Source organism: Nocardia sp. NPDC050710 (assembly GCF_040654375.1).
In the GTDB taxonomy this organism is placed as follows: domain Bacteria; phylum Actinomycetota; class Actinomycetes; order Mycobacteriales; family Mycobacteriaceae; genus Nocardia.
In genome coordinates, this window is record NZ_JBFAHV010000009.1 from 84820 (window position 1) to 97841 (window position 13022).

The 13022-nt window shown below is 66.8% G+C and carries 14 protein-coding genes; 3 read left to right on the forward strand and 11 right to left on the reverse strand.

Annotated elements, in window-relative coordinates:
- Nucleotides 1–58: 58 nt before the first annotated feature.
- The 8 genes from AB0H61_RS17965 to infC all read right to left on the reverse strand — a co-directional run bounded on the left by AB0H61_RS17965 (nt 59) and on the right by infC (nt 4286).
- Nucleotides 59–337: a hypothetical protein gene (locus tag AB0H61_RS17965; protein WP_357305444.1), complete on the reverse strand. Its 279-nt coding sequence runs from the start codon at nt 335–337 to the stop codon at nt 59–61.
- Between the two features lie 65 nt (nt 338–402).
- On the reverse strand, nt 403–1554 hold the full coding sequence (locus AB0H61_RS17970; RefSeq protein WP_357305446.1) for a hypothetical protein: 1152 nt from the start codon (nt 1552–1554) through the stop codon (nt 403–405).
- Entirely contained in the window at nt 1551–1772 is a 222-nt protein-coding gene (locus tag AB0H61_RS17975) for a hypothetical protein (RefSeq protein ID WP_357305449.1), read from the reverse strand. The genes AB0H61_RS17970 and AB0H61_RS17975 overlap by 4 nt, the downstream gene beginning before the upstream one ends.
- Nucleotides 1773–1843: 71 nt before the next feature.
- On the reverse strand, nt 1844–1972 hold the full coding sequence (locus AB0H61_RS17980) for a hypothetical protein (RefSeq protein ID WP_357305452.1): 129 nt from the start codon (nt 1970–1972) through the stop codon (nt 1844–1846).
- A 44-nt stretch (nt 1973–2016) separates the two neighbouring features.
- The gene (locus AB0H61_RS17985; protein ID WP_357305455.1) at nt 2017–2814 is read right to left on the reverse strand and encodes an RNA methyltransferase; all 798 of its coding nucleotides are present in this window, start codon (nt 2812–2814) and stop codon (nt 2017–2019) included.
- Between the two features lie 41 nt (nt 2815–2855).
- The gene (gene rplT / locus AB0H61_RS17990; RefSeq protein WP_039797323.1) at nt 2856–3236 is read right to left on the reverse strand and encodes a 50S ribosomal protein L20; all 381 of its coding nucleotides are present in this window, start codon (nt 3234–3236) and stop codon (nt 2856–2858) included.
- A 101-nt stretch (nt 3237–3337) separates the two neighbouring features.
- Nucleotides 3338–3532 carry a 50S ribosomal protein L35 gene (gene rpmI / locus AB0H61_RS17995; RefSeq protein WP_040706116.1) on the reverse strand — a complete coding sequence of 65 codons (195 nt, stop codon included), beginning with the start codon at nt 3530–3532 and terminating at the stop codon, nt 3338–3340.
- A 58-nt stretch (nt 3533–3590) separates the two neighbouring features.
- On the reverse strand, nt 3591–4286 hold the full coding sequence (gene infC / locus AB0H61_RS18000) for a translation initiation factor IF-3 (protein ID WP_357305870.1): 696 nt from the start codon (nt 4284–4286) through the stop codon (nt 3591–3593).
- Between the two features lie 393 nt (nt 4287–4679).
- On the opposite strand from infC, the gene AB0H61_RS18005 reads away from it, so the two are divergent.
- On the forward strand, nt 4680–5021 hold the full coding sequence (locus AB0H61_RS18005) for a DUF1844 domain-containing protein (RefSeq protein WP_357305458.1): 342 nt from the start codon (nt 4680–4682) through the stop codon (nt 5019–5021).
- A gap of 234 nt (nt 5022–5255) precedes the next feature.
- On the opposite strand, the gene AB0H61_RS18010 is transcribed toward AB0H61_RS18005, so the two are convergent.
- A complete protein-coding gene (locus AB0H61_RS18010; protein ID WP_357305459.1) occupies nt 5256–5501 on the reverse strand; it encodes a hypothetical protein in 246 nt (81 codons plus the stop codon).
- Nucleotides 5502–5861: 360 nt separating this feature from the next.
- On the opposite strand from AB0H61_RS18010, the gene AB0H61_RS18015 reads away from it, so the two are divergent.
- Together AB0H61_RS18015 and AB0H61_RS18020 are read left to right on the forward strand one after the other, a co-directional pair.
- Nucleotides 5862–6569, forward strand: a complete 708-nt coding sequence (locus AB0H61_RS18015) for an alpha/beta hydrolase (RefSeq protein WP_357305462.1) — start codon at nt 5862–5864, stop codon at nt 6567–6569.
- Nucleotides 6570–6596: 27 nt separating this feature from the next.
- Nucleotides 6597–7304 carry an alpha/beta hydrolase gene (locus AB0H61_RS18020; protein WP_357305464.1) on the forward strand — a complete coding sequence of 236 codons (708 nt, stop codon included), beginning with the start codon at nt 6597–6599 and terminating at the stop codon, nt 7302–7304.
- Between the two features lie 275 nt (nt 7305–7579).
- Here AB0H61_RS18020 and uvrA read toward each other — a convergent pair whose 3' ends face one another.
- Both uvrA and AB0H61_RS18030 read right to left on the reverse strand, forming a co-directional pair.
- A complete protein-coding gene (gene uvrA / locus AB0H61_RS18025) occupies nt 7580–10552 on the reverse strand; it encodes an excinuclease ABC subunit UvrA (protein ID WP_357305467.1) in 2973 nt (990 codons plus the stop codon).
- 241 nt (nt 10553–10793) lie between these two features.
- Nucleotides 10794–12893 carry a glycogen debranching N-terminal domain-containing protein gene (locus tag AB0H61_RS18030; RefSeq protein WP_357305470.1) on the reverse strand — a complete coding sequence of 700 codons (2100 nt, stop codon included), beginning with the start codon at nt 12891–12893 and terminating at the stop codon, nt 10794–10796.
- Between the last annotated feature and the right edge of the window lie 129 nt (nt 12894–13022).

Here is a 13022-nt window from a genome sequence, read left to right on the forward strand (position 1 = left end):
GGGCGATTTCGAGATCCTGATGGAAACCACCACGCGCCCGCCCTGGGCACGCCGTGAACTACGTGATGCGTTCCCAGGTGGCGTCTTTCAGGACGTAATGCCTGCCGAGGCCGTGCCGGGGGCGGCCGTCGCTCGCGCGGAGGTCGGCATCGTCACCTTCGGCGACGAGGTGTCCGGTGACTTCGAAGGCGGCGTCCAGCTCGTCGTCGGCCCATCGGGGAAGACCACCGATGTATACGTGCGTGTTCGGACCGCACCGGAGGATCGCACCCGCCGCGGCATTCTCGGCGAGACCGAACAGAGTGGCGGTGTCGTCGACGTAGTCGGCCAGATCCATGAATTCATCCTAACGTCACGCGCGGTCGTCCGATCACGCGTATCTGTTGACGAAACCGATGCAGATCACCGAGCTGTCGAAGTCCTTGTAGCCGCCGAAGAACTTTTCCGGCGTGCTCTGATATACGAACATCGGGTCGTCCGGATCATTGGTCTCTCCGTGATTCGCATGCCACCAATCGCCTGGCCTGCGGATCGAACAGCCCGTAGTCGAAATTGACGTGTCCGGGTTTGCGCTGACCGAAATCCTGCGACATATCCGATTACGCCGCCGATCTGTCCACGAAGCCGATACAGATCACCGAGCTGTCGAAGTCCTGGTAGCTGCCGAAGAACGTGTTCGAACTGCTCTGGTAGATCTTCATCGGCCGCTCCGGATCGTTCAAACTCCCCATTGTTTGCATGCCACCAGTTCCCGGTGTGCGGATCGAAGAATCCGTAGTCGAAATTGACGAATCCGGGTTTGGGCTGGGACTGGTCGCGCGCCATATCCACTTGCCCGGTCGACGGATCGGGTTTGAAACCGTCAGGATTGGGCGTGTCAGTCGAATTGAAGGTTACGTTCCCGTCCGCATCGAAGACCAGGTTCCCGTTCACATCATGCGTCAGCTCTTGCCCGGACCAGAAATGTTTTGAATAGACGACCACTTCCCAATCGGATGGGTTCCCGGAGGGCAATTCATGGAATACATTCTTCAGCGCGGACAATTCCGGATCGGCGTTGACACGACGGATGAAATCGGACTTGTCCACCGGTCCCGCCGCGATGATCTCCTCGAACTTTGCCGCATGACCGAGAACCCTGTCGAAGGTTCGCTGATCACCTTCGATTTTCGCCTCCTGTCTGCTTTTTTCAGCTTCGCCCCGCTGCTCCTTCGATATCCGGGACCACACCACCGTCGCCTCGGCACGCGCCCTCTCGAGACTCGTTTCATAGGCCTTGACGTATTTCAGGGCACTATCGGCGTCCCGGTCGTTTCCCGCAGCCCGGGCTTCCTCCAGCTTGCGCCGCGCCTTCCTCAGTTCTCGTTGGTAGTTCACCACGGCTTTACTGGCGATTTCGCCCCGGGCCAGTCGCTCTTCCCTCGGTGCAATCGTGCGCTGTGCGCGCGCATCACCGAAGGCAAGATTCATCGGCGGCCGTCGGCTGCGACCGAGTTCCAGCAGTGTCACACCGACACAGCCGAGATCCAGGGTGTCGCGTTCCTCCTGAGTCATCGGCCTGCCCCGGCCTCCCACAGGCTGATGAACTCTTCCTTGGTATAGACGCGCTGGTCCTCGGGGCCATCACCCGGATCGGCGCCACGCCCTCGTCTGAGCGGTGACGCGGCGGAAAGCCCCGAAATCCGCTGGGCGAGCTCATTGTCGACGCTTCCGAACTCGTACAACCCGGCACGAATATTGCCGAATACGCCCCGGTACGCGCCATTCGCCATGGGGTCGGCGACTCGTAGACCGCCCCTACCCAGGCGTTGGGCAACGGCGCGAAGCAATCGCGCGACCGCACTCATACGCCACCCGCGACGATCGAATGCGCAATCCCTTCCGGCAGTAGTGGTTCCGCCATCGCCGACCGCCCGATCGTGGCGTCGTCACCGCGCGTCGAGAGATACGGCAAACTTTTAGCGACGGTCACGATCGGACCATAACCCACGACGGCGACTCGGTCGCGTTGTAGCTCTAACCGCCGTAGCGGACGCGGGAGTTGGCGTAGAGGCAGATGGCGGCGGCGGTGGCGAGGTTGAGGGATTCGGCGCGGCCACGGATGGGGACGCGGATGCGGTGGTGGGCTCGGGCGGCGACAGCTGGGTCCAAACCATGGGCCTCGTTGCCGAAGAGCCAAGCCACCGGGGTGGTGAAGAGGTGGTCGGCGGCGTCGAGGTCGATTTCGCCGTCGGCTGCGGTCGCGAGGATTGTGATGCCTTGCCCCGCAATCGAATCCAGAGTTTCGGTGACGTCGCGGCTGCGGGCGACGGGGACGTGGAACAGGCTGCCCGCGCTGGAGCGGACACATTTTCCGTTGTGCGGGTCGACGGTATCCCCCGCGAGCACCACGCCCTCGGCCCCGACGGCGTCGGCGACCCGGATGAGGGTGCCCGCATTGCCCGGTTCGGCGATTTCCACCGGCACGGCCAGCATGCGCGGACGCTTCGCCAGCACGTCGATCAGTGGCACGTCGATCAGGTCGCAGACGGCCACCAGCCCCGGCGCGGTGACGGTTTCCCCGAGGTGCTGGGCGGCGCGATCGCTGACCAGCGTCGCACGCACACCGGAGGCTGCGGCGCCCGCGACGAGTTCATGCTCCCGGGTCGCGGCCGCGGCCGAATAGAACAGCTCGCGCACCCGCCCGGTTTCCAGTGCCGCGGCCACGGAGTTCGCGCCCTCGGCGAGGAACAGCCCGGTTTTGCGGCGTTGCGGGGCGCGATGGAGCTTGACAGCGGAAACGACCCGCGGATTGCGCTCGGAGAGCGGATCCACGGGTCGTTCCGAAAGATGTCCCTGCTGGGTCAACGAACGGCTCAGGCAGCCGGAGCGTTGACGTCCTGCGGGAGGGCGGCCTTCGCGACCGCGACCAGGCCGGCGAACGCCTCGGCGTCGGAGACGGCGAGCTCGGCGAGGATCTTGCGGTCAACCTCGACACCGGCGGCCTTCAGGCCCTGGATGAAGCGGTTGTAGGTGATGTCGTTGATGCGCGCCGCGGCGTTGATGCGGGCGATCCACAGCTTGCGGAAGTCACCCTTGCGCGCCCGGCGGTCCCGGTAGGCGTAGGTGAGCGAGTGCAGCTGCTGTTCCTTGGCCTTGCGGTAAAGCCGTGAGCGCTGGCCCCGGTAGCCCTTGGAGGCCTCGAGGATGGAACGGCGCTTCTTCTGAGCGTTGACGGCCCTTTTGACGCGTGCCACTGGTCAGTCCTGTCGAAGTTGGGGGCGCGTAGGTCGCGCCCGGAGTTGGTCGGGTTGGCGCCGGAGAACCTCCGGTCGCGATGTGCTGCGGACAGCGGGCGTCAGATACCCAGCAGCTTCTTCACGCGACGGACGTCGGCAGCCGCGACGACCTCCGTGCCGTCCAGACGACGAGTCCGGCGGGTGGGCTTGTGCTCGAACAGGTGGCGACGGTTCGCCTGCTGGCGCAGCAGCTTGCCTTTGCCGGACACCTTGAATCGCTTCGAGGCGCCGCTGTGGCTCTTCATCTTCGGCATGGATTCCTCTATCTGTCTCGTGCCGGTGGTCCTTTCGGACCACCGGTTCTGATCGGTGTTACTGCGGGCCGGCCGATGGCGCCTGTTCCGCGGCGGGTGCGGCCGGTTCGGCGGCGGCGGGCGCGGCGGGCTGCTCGGAAGCAGCCTGCTGCGGCCGGGGGGCCGACGATTCCTGCTGGGCCTTCACTCGCGTCTTCGCACCCTTGTGGGGCGCGAGGACCATGGTCATATTGCGACCGTCCTGCTTGGCAGAGGTCTCGACGAAACCCAACTCGGCGACGTCGGAGGCAAGGCGCTGCAACAACCGGAAGCCCAGTTCCGGACGCGACTGCTCGCGACCACGGAACATGATCGTCACCTTGACCTTCGAACCCGCTTCGAGGAAGCGAACGACGTTGCGCTTCTTGGTCTCGTAGTCGTGGTCGTCGATCTTGGGGCGGAGCTTCTGCTCCTTGATCACGGTCTGCACTTGATTCTTCCGAGACTCGCGCGCCTTCTGCGCCGTCTCGTACTTGAACTTGCCGTAGTCCATGATCTTGCAGACCGGCGGACGGGCATCCGGGGCCACCTCGACCAGGTCGAGGTCGGCTTCGAGAGCGACGCGTAGTGCATCTTCAACACGCACGATCCCAACCTGCTCGCCGCCAGGTCCGATGAGTCGGACTTCGGGAACACGGATGCGATCGTTGATGCGGGTCTCAGTGCTGATGGGGCCTCCTAGGTCAAGCGGTGTTGTCTGACGACCGCGCGCAATAACTGCAACCCCTTGTTCAACACAAAGGCCCCCTGGCGATATTTCGCCACGGGGCCCGAGTCGACCGATCACCGACGCGCACGAATCTCGCGTCGACCCTCATGCGTGAGACGGCTCTCCGCATAAGAAACCCGCCCTCTGCGGGACGGGTGACCGGACCGTTTGGCCTGTACGATTGCTCGCCGGCAACGGTGGGAGTCGGGCTCCACTTATCAGCCCCGAGGCAAGCCCGGGGCGGTCGTCGGCAGCAAGTCTAACATTCCCAAACGCTATCGCCGAATCGCACACGCCCGCGGCCGGGATTCGGTCCGCCACCTGCCGAGATGCCGGTACGCACCGTACACGGCGGAGGCGATTGACTCCCCGCCACAACCGACGCCTAGCCTGTGTGCCATGACTGAACAGCCCGACACGTTCGTTCGCGAGCTAGCCGACATCCCCGCGGTGGAGGTGATCAGCCGAGCCGCCGTGATGCTGATGAGCTCGGCGGCCGAGAAGCTCGGGCTCGCCGATGAGGATCCGGACACCAGTTCCCGCCGCGACCTGGACGAGGCGCGTCGTGTGATCACCGCTCTCGCGGGCCTGGTCACGGCGTCGGTCGAATACCTCGGCCCGCACGCGGGACCGATCCGGGAGGGTCTGCAATCGCTACAGCGCGCCTTCCGTGAGGCGTCGGCCCACCCCGACGAGCCAGGCAAGGGGCCCGGCGAGAAGTACACCGGCCCGGTCTACTGAGTCACCGAGCCGGCCGCGGGCGACTGTCGAGCCGTGTCCGCCGCGTCAGTAGCCTGAGCCGAGGAGAGCAAACTCGGCCGCACCACGCGGTGCGGAGAGCGCCAAACCTTCTTCCGGCACCTGCCGGATCCCACGGACCGGAGCCTGAGCCGCACCGAGGCCGAGCGCGGTCGGCGTAGAGCGCTTTCGGCGGACTCACTCGCCGCCACCGCCGCCCCCGATGCCGCCCGCGCTCTACGAGGCACCCTCGTCACCAATGCCCCAGCCGGTGCTCTCGACGGCGACGTCAAGCAGCAGCAGCCCGGTGCCGAGTGCCAGTTCTGCGCCCAGGTCGAGCGCCACCGTGCGGGCGAGCAACTCGCGATCCCAACCAGGGAGGTCATGCGGTTCGTCGGAGGCTTCGGCCGGGCGCGCCGCGACACCGGCCCGTTCGGAAGCCGAGGCCGCCAGTTCGCGCCGCCGCACCTGCCGCAGCCGCACACGGGTGCGCCAACCGGCGATGGTGCCGCGCGGCCGGAGCGGCAGTGCCGCCCCGGCGAGGAATACGACAGCGAGCCATCACCTCCCCTTGATTCGCCCGTGGATACCCACTGTGCAAGCGCAGGAAAGCCTGCGCCACAGCGTTGTTCGGCGCAATAGAACCGAAACCGACGCCGTCCCGGAGCGGCTGAGCACTGGTCGCCGGACGGCGGACCGACGCCGCGCACCTGACGGGCCGAAGAACATTGCCGAACTCGGCAGGCTCCAGGTGACGTAGCCGGTCCGAAACCGCGAGCGGCGTCACGGGATGGTTCCGTAGGCTCGGCCACACAACGGCAGGCGCGAAATACGGAGGGCGACATGACGGCTCGCATCGTTCTGGTTCCCGGGTTCTGGCTCGGCGCATGGGCGTGGGAGGACGTGGTCGACGATCTGCGCCATCGCGGTGACGAGGTCACCGCGATCACCTTGCCGGGGCTGGATTCCGACGACCCCGACCGGCTCTCGGTGACGCACGAGGAGCAGGCCGCTGCGATCATCGAGGCGGCGGGGGACGAACCCGTGGTGCTCGTGCTGCACAGCGGCGCGAGCACCAGCGGTTATCTCGCGACCGATCTCGCACCGGAACGATTCGAACGAGTCGTCTATGTGGATACCGCGCCCGCACCCCGGGGGTTCGCGGTGAATCCGGATCTGGATCCCGCATTGCGTGAATGGGAACTCCCGGCGTGGGAGGAATTCCGGGCGTCGCCGCTCGATCTGCTGGCAGGTCTGGACGCGGCGGCGCTCGATCAGTTCCGGGCGCGCGCGGTCTCGGAGCCCGCCACCATCGCGGCGGTCGGACTGAAGATCGGTGATCGGCCCGAACGACTGTCGATTCCCTCGACGGTGATCTGCTGCAGCTTCTCCGCGGAACAGGGCAAACAGGCGCGGGACGGGGGCGAATTCATGTTCGCCGAACTGCGGCGAGTCGACGCCGACTATGTCGATCTGCCCACCGGACATTGGCCGATGTGGTCGCGGCCGAAGGAACTCGCGGGGCTGATCCACGCCATCGCCGGGAGCTGAATGTCCGCGTAGGGCATGCTGGGAAACATGGCGACTCGGATTCTGCTGGTTCCCGGTTTCTGGCTCGGCGCGTGGGCGTGGGATGCGGTCGCCGAGGAGCTGCGGTCCCGGGGCCACGATGTGCGGGCGCTGACATTGCCGGGGCTGGATCCCGCCGATGACGATCGCCTGGAGGCGACGCTGGAGGACCAGGCACATACGATCGTCGATGCCGTCGACGCGACCGAAAGCGTGGTGCTGGTAGCGCATTCCGGTGGCGCGGTGCCCGCCTATCTCGCCACCGATCTGGCGCCCGAGCGGTTCCGCCATGCCATCTACGTGGACAGCGCGCCGATCCCGAACGGGTTCGTCCTGCGCGACGATCTGGGTTCGGCGCGCGAATTCGCGCTGCCCTCCTGGGCCGAACTGGAGGCGGAGGGAAACAGCCTGACCGGGCTGGACGATGGTGCGCTGGCGCGCTTCCGGGAACGCGCGGTATCGCAGCCGGCGAGCATCGCTGGCGCACCATTGAACCTGAGCGATTCGCCTGCGCGCCTTGCCATTCCGACCACGGTGGTGTGCACCAGCATCTCGGCCGAACTGGTCGGGCAGTTGAGCACCAGCGGCGAAGCGCCGATTTTCTCCGAGATCCCACACCTCGATGCCGATTTGGTGGATCTGCCGACCGGGCATTGGCCCATGTGGTCGGAACCGAAGCGATTGGCCGAGCTCATTCACGCCGTCGCCGACGCCTGAGCGGGACTGCGGCGGGGACGGGACCGGCCGCGCGCCGGCCCCGTCTCATCCTCACTGCCCGGGGGTGACCGAGATGGAGGAGCCGGTGCTGATCAGCTTGGCCAGGGCCTCGAAGAGTGCGCCGAAGCCCGCGCTTCCGGTGTCCATAGTCTGAATCCTTTCGAGGCCGCGCTCAGGTGCCCGGTTTTCGGCCAACCGTCGAAACACCAAACGGTCGCGCCATACGCACTGGGTACGTACGGCGCGACCGTTTCGGTTATCCGGGTATCAGGCAGTTACCGCAGCGCGGCCGCCTTACGAGCCAGGCGCTTGGCCGCAGCGGGTTCGGCGGGCGCCTTCTTCGCGGCGGCCTTCTTCGCCGCCTTCTTCGCGGGCGCCTTCCGGGGTGCGGCCGGAGCGGCCAGCACCGCCTTCAGGAACTGACCGGTGTAGCTGTCGGCCACGGCCGCGACATCTTCCGGAGTGCCCTCGGCGACCACCGTGCCGCCGCCGGAACCTCCCTCCGGACCCATATCGACCACCCAGTCGGAGGTCTTGATGACATCCAGGTTGTGTTCGATGACGATCACCGAATTGCCCTTGTCCACCAGGCCATTGATCACGCCGAGCAGTTTGCGGATGTCCTCGAAGTGCAGACCGGTGGTCGGCTCATCCAGAATGTAGATCGTCCGCCCGGTCGAACGCTTCTGCAACTCCGCGGCGAGCTTGACGCGCTGCGCCTCACCTCCGGACAGGGTGGGCGCGCTCTGGCCGAGTCGCACATAGCCGAGACCCACGTCCACCAGCGTCTTCAGGTAGCGGTGGATGGAGGTGACCGGCTCGAAGAATTCGGCCGCCTCGTCGATCGGCATATCCAGGACCTCGGCGATGGTCTTGCCCTTGTAGTGCACCTCGAGGGTTTCCCGGTTGTAGCGGGCGCCGTGGCAGACCTCGCACGGGACGTACACATCCGGCAGGAAGTTCATCTCGATCTTCAGGGTGCCGTCGCCCGAGCACGCCTCGCAGCGACCACCCTTGACGTTGAAGGAGAAGCGGCCCGGCTGGTAGCCGCGCACCTTCGCCTCCGTCGTGGCCGCGAAGAGGGTGCGGATCTTGTCGAAGACGCCGGTGTAGGTGGCCGGGTTGGAGCGCGGGGTGCGGCCGATCGGCGACTGGTCCACCTGCACCAGTTTGTCCAGGTGATCCAGCCCGTTGACCCGGGTGTGCCTGCCCGGCACCTGCCGCGCGCCATTGAGCTTGTTCGCCAGCACCGTCGCCAGAATGTCGTTCACCAGCGTCGACTTGCCGGAGCCGGAAACACCGGTGACCGAGGTCAGCACGCCCAACGGGAAGGCCACATCGATGTTCTGCAAGTTGTGCTCGGTCGCGCCGACCACGGTGAGTCTGCGCTTCTTGTCGACCGGACGCCGCACCATCGGCACCTCGATCCGCTCCCGGCCCGAAAGGTAGGCGCCGGTCAGCGAATTAGGGTCGGTGAGCAGCTCCAGGTATGGACCGCTGTGCACCACCCGGCCGCCGTGCTCGCCGGCCAGCGGGCCGATATCGACCACCCAGTCCGAGGCCCGGATGGTGTCCTCGTCGTGCTCGACCACGATCAGCGTATTGCCGAGATTACGCAGCCGGGTAAGGGTTTCGATGAGTCGCCGATTGTCGCGCTGGTGCAGGCCGATGGAGGGTTCGTCGAGCACGTACAGCACGCCGACCAGGCCGGAGCCGATCTGGGTGGCGAGCCGGATCCGCTGTGCCTCACCGCCGGAGAGGGTGGCGGCGGCGCGGGACAGCGATAGGTACTGGAGGCCGACGTCGAGCAGGAAGCCCAGGCGCGCCTGCACCTCCTTGAGCACCTGCCCCGCGATGGCGGCCTCGCGCTCCCCCAGGGTCAGCGAGTTGAGGAACGTCGAGCAGTCCGCGATGGACAACTCGCTGACATCGGCGATGGACTTGCGGTCCCCGTTCGCGTTGATGGTGACCGCGAGGATCTCCGGCCGCAGTCGGGCACCATCGCAGACCGGGCACGGCACATCGCGCATGTACCCGTCGTAGTGCTCCTTCATCTGCTCGGATTCGGTGTTCTCCATGCGCCGCTGCAGGAACGGCATCACACCCTCGAAATCGGCGTAGTACGAGCGCTTGCGACCGTAACGGTTGGTGTAGGAGACGTGCACCTGGTCGGCGCTGCCCTCCAGTACCGCCTTACGCGCCTTGAGCGGCAGATCCTTCCACGGGGTGTCCATGGAGAAGCCGACGGATTCGGCGAGTCCGGACAGCAGCCGGGTGAAGTATTCGGCGGTCTGCCCGCGCGACCACGGCGCGATGGCGCCCCCGTTCAGGCTCAGCTCCGGATCCGGCACCACCAGATCGGGGTCGACCTCCTTGCGGATGCCGAGGCCGGTGCAGTCCGGGCAGGCGCCGTAGGGCGAGTTGAACGAGAACGACCGCGGCTCCAGATCCTCGATATCGAGCGGATGCCCGTTCGGGCAGGCCAGTCGCTCGGAGAAGCGGCGCTCACGATCGTGCGCGTGCTCGTCGCGATCCACGAAGTCCAGCACGACGATGCCGTCGGCCAGCCGCAGCGCGGTCTCGATGGAATCGGTGAGGCGTTGTTTGGAGTTGGGCTTGACCGCGAGCCGGTCGACGACCACCTCGACGTCGTGTTTCTCCTGCTTCTTCAGCTTCGGCGGATCGGTCAGCGGGTAGACCACGCCGTCGACGCGCACGCGCGAATAGCCCTGGGAGTTCAGCTGGTCGAACAGGTCGACGAATTCGCCCTTCCGGGTCCGCACCACGGGTGCGAGCACCTGGAACTTGATGCCCGGTTCCATGGCGAGCACCTGGTCGACGATCTGCTGCGGGGTCTGCTTTTCGATCAGTTCACCGCAGACCGGGCAGTGCGGGGTGCCGGCGCGGGCGTAGAGCAGGCGCAGGTAGTCGTAGACCTCGGTGATGGTGCCGACGGTCGAGCGAGGGTTGCGGTTGGTCGACTTCTGGTCAATCGACACCGCGGGCGACAGCCCCTCGATGAAATCGACGTCCGGCTTGTCCATCTGTCCGAGGAACTGACGGGCGTATGCCGACAGCGATTCCACATATCGGCGCTGGCCCTCGGCGAAGATAGTGTCGAAGGCGAGGCTGGATTTGCCGGAGCCGGACAGACCGGTGAACACGATGAGACTGTCGCGGGGCAGGTCGAGATCCACTCCCTTCAGATTGTGCTCCCGAGCTCCGCGCACAGTGAGGCGTTCCGCCACCAGGTGAGTCCCTTCTCGATCGTGTCGGCGTTCGTACAAATCGCGGTGTCCGGACGCGTCTGCTGACCCGCGCAGCAACGCCCAGACGTACCCCGCCGTCATGCTAGGCCCGACCACCGACAAGTTTCGTTGCGCGATCGGACCCCGCCCCGCGCCTCCCTGTTCACCCAGGATGACGCAGATCAGCATTCCGCGCCGGTACGCCGCGAGCCGCGCCAGAACCCCAGCCTATCCCGCCAGCTCAGCGACGTGATTGCCGGAGCGCCCCATTGGCGTCGCGCAGTTCCCAGCCCGCGCGATCGACGGTGACGGTCACCACATCGGAACCCACCCGCATCCCGCGCACCCGCATCGGAAGGTACCGCTCGGGCACCGCGGGCTCCACCGTCGGCCGCCCGTCCCCCGGCTCCAGCCGCAGCAGGCTGCGCAGCAACAGCAGCGGCGCGGCAGCGGCCCAGGCCTGGGGCGAGCACGAGGTCGGGTACGGCACCGGTGCGGCGAACTCGGCCCGGTCGAAGCCGCAGAACAGCTCCGGCAGCCGGTACCCGAAGCGGGTCGAGGCGTCCAGCGTCGCCTCGATTACCCGGGTGGCGTGTTCGGTGCAGCCGTAGCGCATGAGGCCCGCGGCACAGATGGCGTTGTCGTGCGGCCAGACCGAACCGTTGTGGTAACTGACCGGGTTGTAGGCGCCCATGGTGGTGGCCAGCGTGCGAATCCCCCAGCCACTGAACATCTCCGGGGCGAGCAGTCGATCGGCGACCAGTGGCGCCTTGTCCGCGTCGACGATCCCGGTCCACAGGCAATGGCCCATATTGGAGGTGAGCGCATCGATCGGGCGCTTGTCGCGATCCAGACCGATGGCATACCAGCCGCGTTCGGGCAGCCAGAACTGTTCGTTGAACGCGATCTTGAGCCGCGCCGCCTTGGCACGCAGCCGATCGGCGGTGGCGGCATCACCGGTATCGGCCGCGAGCTCGGCCCGCGCCAGATAGGCGGCGTACACATAGCCCTGCACCTCGGCCAGCGCGATCGGCGCCTCGGCGAGGCCGCCGTCGGCGAAGTTCACCCCGTCCCAGGAGTCCTTCCAGCCCTGGTTCGCCAGGCCGTGCTCGGCGGCGCGCCGATATTCGACGAAGCCGTCGCCGTCCACGTCGCCGAACTGCTCGATCCATTCCAGCGCGCGATCGGCGTGCGGTAGTAGCTCGTCGCGGGTTTCGGCATCCAGCCCCCAGCGATGTAGCTCGCCGAGCAGCATGACGAACAACGGGGTCGCGTCGGCGGTGCCGTAGTACACGGTGTCGCCGCCGAGCAGATCGGTCGCGGCCCGGCCGAAACGCACCTCGTGCGGAATCCGGCCCGGCTCCTCCTCGGTCGCCGGTCGGGTCTGCTTGCCCTGCATGCCCGCGAGACTTTGCAGCGTCCCGACCGCGAGCGTTCGATCCAGCGGCAGCACCATCCATGACGTGAGCAGCGAGTCGCGCCCGAACAGCGCCATGAACCAGGGCGCGCCCGCGGCGACCACCGCCCGCTCCGGATGACTCGGATCGAAGATGCGCAGGGCGCCGAGATCGGTGAGGGCGCGCTGCAATACCGCGGCGAGGGTTTTATCGGCGGTCCGCACGGTCGGCGAGTTCTCGTACCATTCGCGCAGCCGCTGGGCGGGCGTGCTGCGCGCGACCGGAATGCCGCAGGCATAGCTCGGCGGCACCGGCTCCGCACCGAGCTGTGGGCGGTACTGGATACAGGCGCTCCATTCACCACGCCCGGGAAGCCGGACCTGCCAGTGCAATTCGCGCCCACGCACGGTGGCGCCGGCGGCCTCGACCATGACCGCCAGCCGCAGATCGGCACGGCCGATCTCCAATGCCCCCGGCCGGACCAGGCTGTCGGTGACCACGCCCTGGCCGATACGCCCCTCCTTGACCTCGAACAAGTCCGCGAAGTCGGCGTCGACCCCGAGCACCACATCGCAGACGATCGGATCACCGGAGAGATTGCGCAACACCAGGTCCTCGCGCATCCCGTCACCGACGTGGCGTCCGACGATCACCAGCGCGGAGCTGTCGGCGCGTCCCGGCGGCGGCGGCGTCCGTGCCAGCAGGGTGGCACTGTACGGATCGGCGTATTGGACAGTGAGCGGCTCCGGCGGCTGTCCGTCGACGGTCAGCCGCCAGTGCGAGAGCACCCTGGTGTCCCGGACGAACAGTCCCTCCGGGCGATTCGGGCTGATGACGCCGCCGGTTTCGCTGAGGCAGAAGGTGGAGCCCTCGACGAGCGTGACCCCGGCACCGAGCGCCCGCGGGTCGCTGCCGCCCGCTCCGTCACCCCATGCAGTGTTCACGACTCGGCCTCGTTTCGCCGGGTCACGACGCCGGTGCGGGCATCACCGCCCGGTTGGTCCGGTTTCCGGTCGGTATGCGACGGTTGCGCCGCTCGTGGTCACGGGCCATGCGCAGCAGGCTAATCCGTC

Excerpts from the sequence above, each read along its gene's own strand:
- AB0H61_RS18015 (WP_357305462.1), top strand. The coding sequence starts at position 5,862 with ATGACGGCTCGCATCGTTCTGGTTCCCGGGTTCTGGCTCGGCGCATGG.
- AB0H61_RS18020 (WP_357305464.1), top strand. The coding sequence starts at position 6,597 with ATGGCGACTCGGATTCTGCTGGTTCCCGGTTTCTGGCTCGGCGCGTGG.
- AB0H61_RS18005 (WP_357305458.1), top strand. The coding sequence starts at position 4,680 with ATGACTGAACAGCCCGACACGTTCGTTCGCGAGCTAGCCGACATCCCC.
- AB0H61_RS17975 (WP_357305449.1), bottom strand. The coding sequence starts at position 1,772 with ATGGCGAATGGCGCGTACCGGGGCGTATTCGGCAATATTCGTGCCGGG.
- AB0H61_RS17970 (WP_357305446.1), bottom strand. The coding sequence starts at position 1,554 with ATGACTCAGGAGGAACGCGACACCCTGGATCTCGGCTGTGTCGGTGTG.
- rpmI (WP_040706116.1), bottom strand. The coding sequence starts at position 3,532 with ATGCCGAAGATGAAGAGCCACAGCGGCGCCTCGAAGCGATTCAAGGTG.
- AB0H61_RS17965 (WP_357305444.1), bottom strand. The coding sequence starts at position 337 with ATGGATCTGGCCGACTACGTCGACGACACCGCCACTCTGTTCGGTCTC.